14 protein-coding genes are annotated in these 13,692 nt (G+C 59.6%); 12 read left to right on the top strand and 2 right to left on the bottom strand.

Features of this window, described 5'->3' with window-relative positions; genetic code table 11:
• Nucleotides 1–8: 8 nt before the first annotated feature.
• A complete protein-coding gene (locus KIO74_RS32715; RefSeq protein WP_366520140.1) occupies nucleotides 9–437 on the bottom strand; it encodes a TRAP transporter small permease in 429 nt (142 codons plus the stop codon).
• Nucleotides 438–709: 272 nt separating this feature from the next.
• Nucleotides 710–871 (bottom strand): hypothetical protein, encoded by a 162-nt coding sequence (locus KIO74_RS25655; protein WP_213337870.1) that lies wholly within the window; start codon nucleotides 869–871, stop codon nucleotides 710–712.
• 59 nt (nucleotides 872–930) lie between these two features.
• Here KIO74_RS25655 and KIO74_RS25650 point away from each other — a divergent pair, with 59 nt between their 5' ends.
• The 12 genes from KIO74_RS25650 to KIO74_RS25595 all read left to right on the top strand — a co-directional run bounded on the left by KIO74_RS25650 (nucleotide 931) and on the right by KIO74_RS25595 (nucleotide 13,679).
• On the top strand, nucleotides 931–1,950 hold the full coding sequence (locus KIO74_RS25650; RefSeq protein WP_213337868.1) for a TRAP transporter substrate-binding protein: 1,020 nt from the start codon (nucleotides 931–933) through the stop codon (nucleotides 1,948–1,950).
• 188 nt (nucleotides 1,951–2,138) lie between these two features.
• Complete coding sequence (locus KIO74_RS25645) at nucleotides 2,139–3,311, top strand: CaiB/BaiF CoA transferase family protein (RefSeq protein WP_213337867.1); 1,173 nt, start codon at nucleotides 2,139–2,141, stop codon at nucleotides 3,309–3,311.
• Between the two features lie 235 nt (nucleotides 3,312–3,546).
• Nucleotides 3,547–4,743, top strand: coding sequence for an acyl-CoA dehydrogenase family protein (locus KIO74_RS25640; protein ID WP_213337866.1), 1,197 nt, complete (start codon nucleotides 3,547–3,549; stop codon nucleotides 4,741–4,743).
• A gap of 26 nt (nucleotides 4,744–4,769) precedes the next feature.
• Entirely contained in the window at nucleotides 4,770–5,867 is a 1,098-nt protein-coding gene (locus KIO74_RS25635; protein ID WP_213339235.1) for an acyl-CoA dehydrogenase family protein, read from the top strand.
• The gene (locus KIO74_RS25630) at nucleotides 5,864–6,742 is read left to right on the top strand and encodes a cyclase family protein (protein ID WP_213337865.1); all 879 of its coding nucleotides are present in this window, start codon (nucleotides 5,864–5,866) and stop codon (nucleotides 6,740–6,742) included. Before KIO74_RS25635 ends, KIO74_RS25630 begins: the two co-directional genes overlap by 4 nt.
• Before the next feature lie 100 nt (nucleotides 6,743–6,842).
• The gene (locus tag KIO74_RS25625; RefSeq protein WP_213337864.1) at nucleotides 6,843–8,444 is read left to right on the top strand and encodes an AMP-binding protein; all 1,602 of its coding nucleotides are present in this window, start codon (nucleotides 6,843–6,845) and stop codon (nucleotides 8,442–8,444) included.
• Nucleotides 8,445–8,529: 85 nt separating this feature from the next.
• Entirely contained in the window at nucleotides 8,530–9,606 is a 1,077-nt protein-coding gene (locus KIO74_RS25620; RefSeq protein WP_213337863.1) for a thiolase C-terminal domain-containing protein, read from the top strand.
• Nucleotides 9,603–10,766, top strand: coding sequence for a thiolase family protein (locus KIO74_RS25615; protein ID WP_213337862.1), 1,164 nt, complete (start codon nucleotides 9,603–9,605; stop codon nucleotides 10,764–10,766). The genes KIO74_RS25620 and KIO74_RS25615 overlap by 4 nt, the downstream gene beginning before the upstream one ends.
• 10 nt (nucleotides 10,767–10,776) lie before the next feature.
• Nucleotides 10,777–11,238 (top strand): Zn-ribbon domain-containing OB-fold protein, encoded by a 462-nt coding sequence (locus tag KIO74_RS25610; RefSeq protein WP_213337861.1) that lies wholly within the window; start codon nucleotides 10,777–10,779, stop codon nucleotides 11,236–11,238.
• Between the two features lie 208 nt (nucleotides 11,239–11,446).
• Nucleotides 11,447–12,451 (top strand): thiolase family protein, encoded by a 1,005-nt coding sequence (locus tag KIO74_RS25605; protein WP_349629237.1) that lies wholly within the window; start codon nucleotides 11,447–11,449, stop codon nucleotides 12,449–12,451.
• Complete coding sequence (locus KIO74_RS25600; protein WP_213337857.1) at nucleotides 12,451–12,870, top strand: Zn-ribbon domain-containing OB-fold protein; 420 nt, start codon at nucleotides 12,451–12,453, stop codon at nucleotides 12,868–12,870. Before KIO74_RS25605 ends, KIO74_RS25600 begins: the two co-directional genes overlap by 1 nt.
• Nucleotides 12,867–13,679, top strand: a complete 813-nt coding sequence (locus KIO74_RS25595) for an enoyl-CoA hydratase/isomerase family protein (protein ID WP_213337856.1) — start codon at nucleotides 12,867–12,869, stop codon at nucleotides 13,677–13,679. The genes KIO74_RS25600 and KIO74_RS25595 overlap by 4 nt, the downstream gene beginning before the upstream one ends.
• The last annotated feature ends 13 nt before the right edge of the window (nucleotides 13,680–13,692 follow it).

Raw genomic sequence — 13,692 nt, 5'->3', positions numbered from 1 at the left:
CGCGGTCATTAGCGCACCTCCTGGATCGCGGCGTCGGTATGGGGACGTGCCGGATGAAACGCGTCGATAATCAGCTGGATCGCCAACAGAGCAAAGCCGCCAGCGAGCAAGAACCGAAAAGGATAAAGAGGTATCCGCAACGTGTCTGTATACTCGCGCATGGCGCCGCGCGTGCTGCTCAATTTGAAAATGGCATAGGCCATAATCCCGCAAATGACCGCCGCGACCAGATAGTGAAAACCGCGAATTACGATCTGCCACCGATTTGGCAGCATATCGACGAAAAAGTCGTCAGAAATATTGGCGCCACGACGCTGAGTGTAGGACACTCCAAGCCCAACAGCCACGACCTGTAGGAACTGAGTGACTTCAATCGTACCGGGGATCGATCGCCCGAGAAAGTACCGGAACAAGACCTCACCACTGATGAGAAACATCATGCAGAAGATCATGTACATACCTACAAACGAGCAGAAACCACTTAATCTCGCCCATAGCGTAGCCACGTCAGCTCCTCCCGTTATTTGCGGAATTTCGTTACCGCGCCGGCTCTGATGAGGCTGTCCCCTGAGACGCTGGACGTGATCGGCCGGCCGTTGATGAGTCTCAAGTGACTATATTGCCATCTCAAGGGAATTCAACGCGTATGTTGACGCGGGATGGAATTTCGCGGCCTTGCCGACGCTGCTAGCGGCCAGAGCACGGAGGATCACACATGCCCTCCTGCGGCGGCTTTTTTGCTCGTTTCGATGTTCGCCGCGCGCTGCACGGTCCACGATCTTTCCAGACGTTTGTCATGATGCGGCACCGATCGTTTACCGCCGACGCTATTGACAAGTCGGTTGATCAACATCAGTGTTGAGAGCGCCATGTCTTTTCCGGAGAAGGGCGCGCGGCCCTAAAAAGATCGGAAGAACGGGGAGGTTAGCCATGAAGAAAATCCTGGCATCAGTCTCGCTTATCGCCGCTATGCTGTCCAGCATTTCCGCTGAGGCACGTCAGTTGAAGATGTCGCTTTGGTTCAGCGAGTCACATTTTATGACACCTGAGGTGTTCATTCCCTTTGCCAAGGACGTTGCGGCCGGCACAAACGGCGAGCTTGAGATCGTCCTATTCGGGAATAGCGTGTTAGGGAAAATCAGCGATCAGTTGATGCTTGTCGAGAACGGAATCGCCGACATCGCAATGGTCGTTCCAAGCTATACGGCAGGCCGGTTCCCTCTGACGGAATCAGGGTCCTTGCCGTTCGCATTCGACAATGCCAGTCACGGAGGCCGCGTCTACAGGGAACTTCAGCCCTATGTCGAGGAGGAGTTCGATACTGTAAAGTTCCTTTTCATGACCGTTAACACTGCTGCCGCGCTTTTGACCTCGAAGCGGCCCATCGATACGGTGGAAAAAATTCGCGGGGCGCGTATCAGCGGTTCCGGCGCGGCGCAGCAGCAGTTTCTTGCGGGCCTTGGCGCGGTGGCCGACTTCATGCCCATCTCGGAGAAATACGTCGGGCTCGAGCGTGGAACGATCGAAGGCCTGCTGATGCCGCTCGCAAGCGCGCCGGGTTACAAGATGGAGGAGGTGACAACCTTTATCAGTCGCATCAACTACTCCTCGACTCCTCTTGCTGCCATCATGAACCTGGACACTTGGGATTCGCTTACACCGGAGCAACAGCGTGCCGTTACTGAAGCCTCCGACAAAGCGCAGAAGAAACTCGGTCCAGCCTATGACGCGGCGGATGAGGAGGGTCTCAAGATACTGCTCAAGCATGGTGGAATCATTGCGGATTTCGCGCCAGCTGAACTCGAAAAATTACATGCGGCGGCCGCGCCGTTCTGGGATAAGTACCTCGCGGATCTCCGAAAACGCACGGACAAAGCAGACGAATTCATAGCCGCGCTGCGTGTATCGATCGATCGGACGCGTGCAGTTCCGGCTGAACCCGTACGCTAGCACGAGTCCCAGGGCGTTTAGCTTATTTCGGACGTCTGAGGTAATCGCTCGCGAGCGGCGTCACGGATGTGGGCAATAGAGTTCGCGAAAAAGCGCAAGCGTTAGGTCGCTTTACTACGCGGGCGTGTTCGGAGATGCTTGGCTAGTTGCGCAAAAAGTGGCGGGCGGTATGGTGAGGAAACAAGAGCATGTCTGATGTCGGTACACTCAATGGCCTTCGGGTGATCGATTTCACCTCCATGATGGCGGGCCCGTTCGCGACACGCATGCTTGTCGATTGCGGAGCTGAAGTCATCAAGGTGGAGAGCGCGGCTGGTGACTACATGCGCTATAGATCACCCCTGCGCGACGGTCGCAGTGCCTATTACGGACAGATGAACGGAGGGAAGAAGAGCATCGTTCTTGATCTTAAGTCAGACAAGGGACGAGACGTGGCGCTTCGCTTGATTGCTTGCGCGGATGTTGTCGTGGAAAATTTTCGTCCGGGTGTCATGGATAGCCTGGGGTTGGGCTTTGGGGCCTTGAAAGATAGTTTTCCGAAGCTCGTTTATTGTTCAATCAGCGGCTTCGGACAGAGCGGTGTGCGAGCACGCGACCCTGCCTATGCGCCGATCATACACGCTGCCAGCGGCTACGACATGGCGCATCTGCGCTACAACGATCATCTCGAACGCCCGGCCGTAACCGGAATTTTCACAGCTGACGTGATCGCGGCAATTTACGCCTTCGGCGCGATTCAGACGGCGCTGTTGCATCGTGAGCGCTTCGGGTGCGGGCAGCACATTGACGTCACACTCATCGATTCGATGCTGAACATGTTGGTCTACGAGATGCAGGAAGCACAATTTCAGTCAGATCAACGCCGACCATTATATCAGCCTCTCAGGACGTCGGATGGCTTCGTCATGATCGCTCCGGTGAATCAGAAGAACTTCGAAAATCTGGCTGCGGCTGCAGGGCGGCCCGAATGGCGCGATGATCCCCGATTCTCGACTATTCGCGCACGCGAGCAGAACTGGTCCCAGTTGATGGGACTTATCGAGGAGTGGACCATCCTGCGAAGTGCTGGTGAGTGCGAGTCCATCATGATGGCTGCAGGAGTGCCGTGCTCGCGCTATGCGACCACCGCCGAGTTGATCGCCGATCCGGTTATGCAGGAGCGCGGCAGTTTCGAAGCGAACCACGACGGAAGCGGGGAGTTTCTCATCCCACATCAACCTTTTCGTTTCTCTCGCGCGAAGACCGGCGGGCCAAGGCGCGTTTCCGACATCGGCGAGGATGCGGACACGATTTTGAGCCAGGTGCTCGGGCTGGATGCCAGTATGATACAGTCGTTGCGCAATGGGAAACATGTTGCCTAGCGGCCATGGACCGGCACGTCTTGACGATCGTCAAGCGACGAGCTGGCCTGCCAGCAGCCGAAGTGTACAAGATCAGTCGTCCTCGGTTGACGGTATCATGACACCCCAATTTCAGCGGGGCGATGACCGCGGCCTGATCGACGATCCGCTCTGCATCGAGATCAGGATGGATTTCCAAGGCTGATCGAGGATGGCTCCGCGTGATTGCGCGTTATCTAATGTTGAGGAGAGCAGCGTGGACTTGTCTTACTCAGGCGAGCACGAGAGCTTCCGCCGGGAAGTTCAGAACTTTCTTGCCGAGAATGCGCGCGCGATACCAAAGCACTTCGGGGTCAACCGGCCGACTGCCGAAGCCGTGGCTTGGCAGCGACTGTTGATCGAGCGCGGCTATGTGGCACGTGGCGTGCCGCGGCGCTACGGCGGCGCGGAATGTCCTCCAGATATCATGAGAGCGCAGATCCTCGGTGAGGAATTCGCTCGAGCGAGAGCTCCGCTGGGCCTTGTCAACCAAGGCATTTCGATGTTCGTCCCGACCCTGCTCGAGTGGGGCACGGAGGCTCAAAAGCAGGACTGGATCGCGCGCACGATACGTGGCGAATTGATCTGGTGCCAGGGCTACTCGGAACCGGGGGCGGGGTCGGATCTTGCATCGCTCCGGACCTTTGCGGTTGAGGATGGTAACGACTTCATCATCAATGGCCAGAAGATCTGGACCACCACTGCCCATGCCGCCGACATGATGTTTGCGTTGGTGAGGACGGAACTCGAAGCAAAAAACCGCTATCGGGGCATCACCTATATTTGCCTGTCGATGCAGACGCCTGGTATAGAGGTGCGACCTCTGCGCACAATGACCGGCGCCGCCGAATTCAATGAGGTCTTCCTGACAGATGTGCGGGTGCCGAAGCATCAGGTCATCGGGGCACGGGGAGACGGCTGGCGCGTTTCAAATTCGACCCTCAAGCATGAGCGAGGGATGCTGGGCGACCCCCACGCCGCACTGGCACGGATCCGGAATTTGCTCGGGCTCATGGCCGATGAAACCGTGGACGGCGTCAGTGCGATAGAACTTCCAGTCTGGCGCGACAGGGCCATGCGCCTGCAGGGGCGGGCGCTGGCGATGAAATACCATGCCATGCGTCTTCTGACGGCCGCGCATAAGGGTGAGGACCTCGTCCTGCCGCGCCTCATCGTTAAGCTGCAGGCAACCGAACTCAATCACCAGATCGCTGCGCTCGCAGTCGATGTCATGGGCGAGATGGGACTGCTCTACAACGATGCCGCCCATAGTCGCGCCGGAGGCCTTTGGCAAAAGCGATTGATGTTCGACCTCGGGATGATCATCGGCGGGGGAACTGCGCAGATTCAGCGCAACATCATTGCGGAACGCGGACTTGGACTTCCACGCGAACCCAAGATGGCCAAGCTCTAGTTCCGTCGATCGAAGGGACAAACACCGTGGATTTTTCCTTGAGCGAGAACCAGCTCTTGCTGCAGGAGCAGGTTGGCAAGGCAGTACGTTGCCTTGTTCCAATGGAGCGCCTGCGTCGCGCCGGGCAAGAAGGCGATCGTTTTGCTGCCGACGTGTGGGAGGGGTTTTGCGATCTGGGCATACCCGGCCTGCTCGTACCAGAAAGATATGGGGGGCACGGGCTTGGGCTTCTCGATGCGGTGGTGGTCGCAGAAGAACTTGGTCGATGCGCGACGCCTTGCGCGTTTCTCGGCTCCGTAGTCGCCGCGCCGATCGCGCTCATAGAGGCCGGTAGCCCGGAACAGCAGGCGACCCTGTTGCCCGAAATTGCTCTTGGCACCCTACGTGTCGGTATCGCAGTGTCGGAACCGCTGGCTGGGGCGCGCCATGATGCAAGGATCCACGTGCGAAATGGCCTTTTGACAGGTCGCTCGCTCTTTGCAGTCGACGTCGCCGGCGCGCATCGCCTGCTTGTGGCGGATCACGCGGGTGGGCTTTTCCTCGTCGACACGCTCGCTCGTGGTCTCACGATGCAATATTTGGAGACGGTGGATTGCACGCGCCAGGCCTTTGAGATCGTGTTCGATGAGGTCCCTGCCGATCCCTTGCCTGGCGCCGGTCCGCCCGTGCTAGAAAGGCTCGGCGACACGCTGCGCCTCGCTCTTGCGGCCGATATTCTTGGCGCATCTGGTCACATGTTGCGCGAAGCGGTTGCCTATGCTGGAACGCGCCAGCAATTTGGCAGACCCATCGGGAGCTTTCAGGCGGTCAAGCATCTCTGCGCCGATGCCGCCGCTGAGCTTGAGCCGGGGCGCGCATTGCTATGGTACGCCGCGCATGCATTCGATCTGGCGCTTCAGGACTCCCATGTCTGTGCCCTGCATGCCAAGGCCTATCTCTCCGAGGCAGGGCGCGTCGTTGCGCGCAATGCCGTCGAAGTTCATGGCGGGATTGGCATTACGGATGAACTCGGCCTGCATTATTGGTTCAAGCGGATCAACTGGAGCGCACAACTTTACGGTGGCCCGACCGCATTACGCGAGCAGGCGTGGCTCGCCCAAGCCAGCCTGGAGCAATCCCGATGAGCGAGGGAAAGGTATGGCCGTCCCGCTGGGGCGCCGAGGACGAGCGCGGCGCGGCCAATCTAATCGATGCGGCAGCAACATTGCGCGGGGTCGCATCCGTGCGAACCGGTCTCGTTGTTCCGCTCGCCATCCCGATCGCCAATGGGGAGCGTGGTCCAGGCGCCGATTTGCGGGCCCCGCCGCAGCATTTCATGACCCGACATGGTGGTGACTACGCCGCAGGTCTACCTGAGCGAGCCGGCTACGGCTTTTCGGATGACGTGATCATGCTGCCGACGCACGGGGTAACGCATATCGATGCGCTCGCCCACGTCTGGCGGGGTGGCGAGATGTATAATGGGTTCCCCGCAACGCAGGTGACGAGCCGCGGAGCGAGCCGGTGCGGAATTGAGCGCGTCGGCGCCTTCTGCACGCGCGCCATTTTTGTGGACTTCGCACACGATCCTTCCTTTAGCCCGGAGCAGGCGATCGAGGTCGACAGGCTGCGTAAGGCTGTATCTGAAACCGGGATCACACCGTGCCCCGGCGATGCGCTTCTGATGCGCACCGGCTGGCTGAAAGCCTGGAGAGAGGGGCGAGCCGACAAGGCAAGTACGGCGGGCCTGCATCATAATTGTGCGCCTTGGATTATCGAACAGGAATTTTCATTACTCGCGGCGGATAATATAGCCGTTGAAGTCATGCCTTCTCGTGATCCCACCTGTGCGATGCCGCTGCACATCGCAGTCATGCGTGATCATGGGGTCTACCTCGCTGAACTTCTGGATCTCGAGCTCCTCTCGCAACTCGCGCCGTCGGCCGTGATGTTCGTCGTTGCTCCCCTCGCCATCCGGGGGGGAGTCGGTAGTCCCGTGACGCCTGTAGCGATCCTGTAGATCGTAATGACTGACAGTCAACATATGTGTTGACAGATCGTCCGCAGGCACTTTATGCTCTGTCTGTATAATAAATTCGATCATTGGGAGGAGCTCGGCCGTGGTAAGCTGGAACCTGAGCGATATCTTCGCAACCGTTGCTGCCGAGATTCCCGATTCGCCAGCGTTGATCCAGGGCAAGCGTATTGTTCCATGGCGTGATCTCGATCGTCGAGCGACGTCAATAGCCACCTACCTCGTTGGTTGCGGGCTCGAGCGCCAGGACAAGGTGGCGCAATACATGCACAATGCGCCGGAATATATCGAGTCAATTATCGCCGCATTCAGAGGCGGTTTCGTTCCGCTAAACACAAATTTCAGGTACGGGCCGGACGAGCTGGCCTATCTCTGGAATAACGGCGACGTGGCTTGTGTCGTCTTTCACGGCAGTTTCGCCGACACGATCGAAAAGATGCGCGATCGTGTGCCTGACGTGAAGGTTTGGATTTGGGTGGAGGACGGCACGTTAGCCTGCCCAAGCTGGGCCGTGCCTTACGAGACGGCCGCAAGCGCGCCCGTTCGAGAGGACTGGAGACCATGGCCGGTTAGCGGCGATGATCTGCTTTTGCTCTATACCGGCGGGACGACTGGTCTGCCAAAGGGTGTGATGTGGCGGCAGGAGGATCTTTTCTTACGCCTGAACACGGAAAACGGCGACGCTTATCCAGAAACACAGGATCTTGAGTATATCCGCAGTAAAGTGGCGCGTAACGGTCGACCTCATCTGTCTGCTGGACCATTAATGCACGGCGCGGGTTTACTTACGTGCTTTATGACCCTTTCGCGAGGCGGCGCAATCTCTCATCTGCGGAAGCGAAGCTTTGATCCGATCGATCTTCTTGACACAGTCGAGCGCGACCACGTCGCGACATTGATGTGGGTCGGCGACGCTTTCGCGCGGCCGGTTCTGCGCGCGCTTGATGAGCATCCGGGCCGTTGGGATCTTGGCTCACTCCGCACGATCATATCGAGTGGAGTCGTCTTCAGTTCCGAAGTCAAAGACGGCATCATCAATCATATTCCCCATGTTGCCATCGCGGATGTCTTCGGCTCGTCTGAGACGATGTCATTGGGACGCTCGGTGAGTAAAAGAGGACAACACAACAGGACGGCTTCGTTCAAAGCCAAAGGCACAACCCGCGTCATTACGGAAGACGGACGTGATGTTCGGCCCGGTTCCGGCGAACGGGGCCTGCTGGCGATTGGTGGGCGCCAGCCCATTGGATATTACAACGACCCGGTCAAGACCGCTGCGACCTTCAGGGAGTTCGATGGACAGCGCTATGTCGTCCCCGGTGATTGGGCGACGGTCGATGTCGACGGCACCGTGATACTGATAGGGCGCGGCTCGGAGTGCATCAACACTGGTGGCGAGAAGGTATTTCCTGAGGAAGTCGAAATCGTACTAAAGCGACATACCGCCGTTTATGACGCTGTTGTTCTAGGCGTGCCGGATGATCGATTCGGACAGTCCATCGTGGCGGTCGTTGAACCGGTTCCCGGTGAAGACGTAGCTGCCGAAACCTTGATCAATCATGTCAAATCGCAATTGTCGTCTTACAAGGCGCCGCGGCGGATCCTGTTTCAACCCCATATTGGGCGGCTGCCCAATGGTAAAGCAGATCTCATGGCGCTTCGCACGCTCGTCGCGGCGCCGACATAGTCGGAACGCTGCCGCCCTGGGACGCCGTACACACGATATCGGGCGCGGGCCGTCTGCGGCATACGCCTGTCGAGAGGAGAAATGGATGGCCGAAGGTGGCGATATATTTATCGAGGGCGTCGCTATGGAGATCAGTTGGGCTGATGCGCGCCGTAGCCTTCCGGAACTGATTTTTTCGTCGACGACGCGCGCCATTGATGACGCCGGGCGCGGCTGGGAAGGAATCGAGTCGGTCGTGCTTGCTGCGCACGATCTGGTTGATGGCCGTTCACTGTCCAGCATGGTCACCGCGCCTGCCGCTGGTGCCTATCTGCGTGATGAAGTGCGTTACGGAGATGATGGAGCGGGTGCGTTCGCAGCCGCGGTCAATCGGCTTGAAGCTGGCGAATGTGAGCGAACGATCGTTTCCGCTTGGGGGAGGGCATCGGAACATGACGTGGAAGGGGTGTCCCGCGCGCTGTTCGATCCCGTCTTTTTTCGACCCTTGGGGATCGAGGAATTGCATGTATCGGCAATGAATGCTCAGCGCTGGCTGATCGACGGCGGCGACGTCGCCTCGGTTGCCGAGGCGAACCAGCGGCGCGAGATGATGCGTCGGGCCAATCCTCGCGCGTTGAAGGAAGGCGGTCGCCAGTCTGTTCCGTCTTATCCTCTGGAGGCGTCGCACCTTCCGCGTTGGGCCGATGTGACGGTCACAATGGTGCTGTCACGCCGACCGGCGTCGGTACGGCTGCGCGGGATAGGATTGTCTTCGGAGCCTTACTGGCCCGGCGACCGACGATTGGCGCGCGCTGACGCGCTGAGGATGGCCGCGCAACGTGCCCTGTCGGAGGCACAGATGACCGTCGATCAGATCGATCTCTTCGAAGTCGATGGGCTCACGATCTTCGATGAGGGCATTGCGCTCGAAGCGATCGGGCTTGCCGAAAAGGGCGGGGGGCTTCGGCGTTTGGCGGATGACCCGCGGTGCAATCCCTCGGGTGGCGGCGCATCGGGATATTGCGCCCCGGCAATGGGCCTGATCCGTCTGGCAGAGGCGACCCTTCAGCTGCAAGGCAGAGCTGGCGGCAACCAGCAGGGAACCCCCCGCGTCGCCTTCGCGTCTGGCTCGTCCATCATTGCCGGACAAACCCAAACCGCCGTCATCGTGGAGGCTGTATGAAATCCGCCGCTATCATCGGGGTCGGCCAGACCGGTTACCGTCGCTCCCACCCCGACAAGAGCTCGCGCGAGTTGATTTGGCAAGCCGCCCGTCTCGCGCTAGAGGACGCAGGTGTCGGGATCGACGGGATCGACGTTATCCTGGCAGGCGTGGCGCCTGATGGACTCTCGGGTGAAAATTCCGTCGAACGCACCGGCATGCTGGGACGCCGAAAGCCGTTTTTGAGGGTCAATACCGGCGGTGTCACGGGCTCCTCCACTGTCTTCGCCGCCTTGTCCTACATCAACTCCGGCCGCGCGAAGGCCGTGCTCGTCGTCGGCCTGGAGCGAATGGGGCAAGCGACCTCGTCTCAACAGGTCTTCAATACGATCTTCGATCCGATCTATGAGAAGGATTTCCCGCTTACCACAATCACGATGGCTGCGTTGCGCGCATCGATGCTGATGCGTCTCTATGGCTACACGGAGAGACACTGGGCCGAAATTGCCTCGCGCAGCTTCCGGAACGCACTTCGGAATCCCCTGGCACATCTGCGAAAGGATATCTCGCCTGAAGACGTGCTGGCTTCCCAGCTGCTGGCTTGGCCCATCCACCGTTTTGAGGCATGCCCCATGTCGGAAGGTGCCTGCGCAATGGTCATCGTGGCACCGGAGCACGTCGGGGATCGCCGGCCAGCCTGGGTGCAGGGCGCAGCCTCGATCACCGACAGCTATGCCATGGGAGACCGCATTCATCGCCCGGGGGCCACCCTCGTCGACCTGCTGTCGCTCCGCCTTGCTGCTGGGAAAGCCTATGGACAAGCAGGGATTACGCGTCCGCGAGATGAGTTGCGCGTCGCGGAGCTTTACTCGGCTTTCTCAAGCGCCGAGGCCATGGCCTATCCGGCCCTTGGCTTCTGCGCACCGGAGGACGGTCCAGCGTTCGTCGAGGCACAATTCACCGACTCGCGACTGCCGGTCTTCAACCCGTCCGGAGGCCCTCAAGGTGCAAATCCGGTCAGCGCGACCGCGATGGTTCGCATCGCCGAATGCGCTCTTCAGGTGCGCGGGCTGGCGGGCGAGCGTCAAGTAGCAGATGTCGAACGCGCGGTTGCGACCGGGCAAGGTGGCGCCACGCAGTTCTCCACGGTCTGCGTTCTCGGCCGTCGTCCGGTGCACTGAGGAGACTGAGATGAAGAATGACGAATTTGTCACTATACCAGGCAACTGGAACTTCAATTTCAACTATTTCGCAGGTGAGAGCGCGAGCCGCTTCTTCCGGGAGCTTCGGGAGAACCGTCGCATCATGGGCACCCGAACCCAAGAGGGTGGGCGTGTCCTGGTGCCGGCCCGCGCGTTCGATGACGAAACCATGGAGCCTACCGACGACTGGGTCGCGGTGGGGCCGGAAGGCACGCTGGAGACCTTCACGATTATAACGGCTGCCTTCCCAGGATTGCCCGAGCCGCCTTTAGTCATGGGCTATGTGACCCTTGACGGTGCTGATACCGCCTTGATCAACTTCATCCATGGCGTTGATCTCAGCGACATCAACGCCGCGGCGAAGAGCCTGAGCAAGCTCCCGCGGGTTAAGGTGGAATTCATCGACAATCCGCAGGGGCGGATTACCGACTTCTCTTTCCGCTTGGTTTGAGCGGGCTGGCAGGAAGAGTGATATGGGCAAGAGATCAGGCTCGGGCCTCTCGGGTGCTGCAGCTGTTGTAGGTATCGGCGAGACCGAATACATGCGTGGCACGGACCAATCGATCCTCCAGATGGTCGTCGGTGCCAGCATGTCTGCGATCAGGGACGCCGGGCTGAAACCATCCGATATCGATGGCATCATCCCTCCACCCGGATTCGTGGCCTGGGACGAGATCGCCGCGCATCTTGGCGTGTCGGATGTGCGCTATACGGCGTGCCCGCAGATGGGCGGCGCGAGCCCAACCGCCGGTTTGATCAATGCATCCATGGCCATTGCAAGCGGCATGGCCGAGGTCGTTCTCGTGCCAATCGGCTGGAATGGCTACTCCGCCTTGCGGCCCCGTCCCGATGCACGGCCGAACAAACGACGTTTTTCCGCAGCGTTCTTCGAGACGGTCAAGAATTACTACGCGCCGTATGGTTTGCGTTCCGCGCCATGGTGGTATTCGCTCTATCTGCAACGTTATGTCAAGATGTACAACGTGCCACCAGAGGCCGCAGGTGCAATAGCTGTGGCCTGTCGCAAACATGCGCAGCTGAATGACAGAGCGGTCATGCGTGATCGCGGCTTGACTATGGATGAATACCTGGCGTCCACATTCATCGCCGAGCCATTACGCAAGTATGATTGTTGCGTCGAGACTGATTGTGCAGCGGCGATCATCGTGACATCGCCTGAACGCGCACGGGATCTGCGCCATGTACCCGTTACCTTTCTTGGTGGGGCCGAGGGCCATCCGAACCGTCCCGATGAGCTGATCAACCGTCAGGATATCCTTAGACTTGGTCTCGACTCCGCTGCACCGCGCGCCTTTGCAATGGCGGGCGTCAAGCCGCAGGACATGGATTTTCTGCAGATCTACGATTGTTTCACCTATGTCGCGCTGCTTGAACTGGAGGCACTGGGGTTTGCCGAACGTGGCGGAGCGGCGGACTTCGTGAAGGACGGCGCCATCGAACTCGGCGGCCGTTTTCCGATGAATACGCATGGCGGGCTGATGTCGCAAGGACACTGCTGGGGCATGAACCATATCGTGGAAGCGGTACGCCAGCTGCGTCATGACGCGGGTAAGTCTCAGGTCGCCGGCTGCGAGTTAGGGCTCGTTACCGGCTACGGAGATCTTGGCGACGGAACGATCGCAATCCTAGGAAGGAACGGCTGATGACAAGCGCAAAGCCAAGAGTTCAGCCTGACGACCTGGATCTGGCCTTCTATTCTGCCACCGCAGCTACCGGGCGCCTCTGTCTCCAGCAATGCGAGGACTGCGGTCAGTGGACCCACCCGGCCCGTTATTACTGCCCGCGCTGCGCCTCGGAGAAATTCAGCTTCCGTCCGGTATCCGGGCGGGCCAGAATCCATTCCTATACGGTCTCTCATTTCTCTGTGGAGACCGCATGGAAGGATCGGGTGCCTTACGTCACGATCGTCGCCGAGACGGAAGAGGGCCCGCGTCTATTGGCACGCACCGAACTGACGGCCGACCAGATCACTCTCGATCTACCGGTTGCTTTGCGGGTCGAAGTCATCGATCCCGAATTCTCCTACGTCTGGGCCGATCGAGACCAGGAGGGCATGGCGTGAGCGAGGCACCGATCCTTTTCTCCAGCGCAAACGGCATCGCCGAAGTAGTGCTTAATCGCCCCGAGAAACGTAATGCTCTCAATCCAGAAATGATTGTCCGGCTCGCGCGAGCCTGGGACGCCATTGCGGAAGATCCGGCGATCCGGATTGCTATTCTCTCCGGGCGCGGGGATGGAACCTTCTGTGCCGGGGCGGATCTTGGAAGGCTGACGCCGCTGCTGACGCGTGCGCGCCCGGCCGAAGATGAATGGGACGAGGCGATGCTCGCCGAGCCTAAGATCCTCAACCGCGCCATGCTGCGGCGCAATGACTTTTTCACGCCCGTGATCGGAGCCATGCGCGGCAACATCGTCGCGGGGGGCATGGAGTTGGCGTTAGCCTGCGACCTCAGGATCGTGGCGGAAGATAGCCAGCTCGGCCTCCTTGAAGTGCAACGGGGCCTCATCCCGGCGGCAGGCGGGGTAGCACGGGTCTCGCGCCAGGTCTCTTGGGCCGCCGCGGCGGAAATTCTACTGGTCGGCGATCGCATATCCGCCAGTGAGGCCCTGCGCATTGGGCTCGTCAATCGGGCTGTCCCGGCGGGCGAGGTAGAAACAACAGCGCGTGCGATGGCGGAGAGAATGGCGCGTAATTCGCCGCTGGCGATGCGCAAAGCCAAGGAGTGTATGGTAGCGGCGTCCGGCGCGAGCCTCGATGAGGCATTCGGCGTGGAAGACGCGAGCATCAAAGTGCTGCTCCGCTCAGAGGACGCTCGGGAAGGATCGCGGGCGTTCATGGAAAAGCGCACACCGCGCTTCACAGGCAGATAGCGGCGGAGGACGG

The sequence above is a fragment of the Chelatococcus sp. HY11 genome (genome assembly GCF_018398335.1).
GTDB lineage: Bacteria > Pseudomonadota > Alphaproteobacteria > Rhizobiales > Beijerinckiaceae > Chelatococcus.
The sequence above is the reverse complement of the archived record's forward strand: the minus strand, read 5'-3'. Positions and strand labels throughout refer to the sequence as shown.

Bases quoted from the DNA above. Each gene is read 5' to 3' on its own strand.
- KIO74_RS32715 (WP_366520140.1), bottom strand. From the start codon at position 437: ATGTTTCTCATCAGTGGTGAGGTCTTGTTCCGGTACTTTCTCGGGCGA.
- KIO74_RS25655 (WP_213337870.1), bottom strand. From the start codon at position 871: ATGGCGCTCTCAACACTGATGTTGATCAACCGACTTGTCAATAGCGTC.
- KIO74_RS25650 (WP_213337868.1), top strand. From the start codon at position 931: ATGAAGAAAATCCTGGCATCAGTCTCGCTTATCGCCGCTATGCTGTCC.
- KIO74_RS25645 (WP_213337867.1), top strand. From the start codon at position 2,139: ATGTCTGATGTCGGTACACTCAATGGCCTTCGGGTGATCGATTTCACC.
- KIO74_RS25630 (WP_213337865.1), top strand. From the start codon at position 5,864: ATGAGCGAGGGAAAGGTATGGCCGTCCCGCTGGGGCGCCGAGGACGAG.
- KIO74_RS25620 (WP_213337863.1), top strand. From the start codon at position 8,530: ATGGCCGAAGGTGGCGATATATTTATCGAGGGCGTCGCTATGGAGATC.
- KIO74_RS25615 (WP_213337862.1), top strand. From the start codon at position 9,603: ATGAAATCCGCCGCTATCATCGGGGTCGGCCAGACCGGTTACCGTCGC.
- KIO74_RS25610 (WP_213337861.1), top strand. From the start codon at position 10,777: ATGAAGAATGACGAATTTGTCACTATACCAGGCAACTGGAACTTCAAT.
- KIO74_RS25600 (WP_213337857.1), top strand. From the start codon at position 12,451: ATGACAAGCGCAAAGCCAAGAGTTCAGCCTGACGACCTGGATCTGGCC.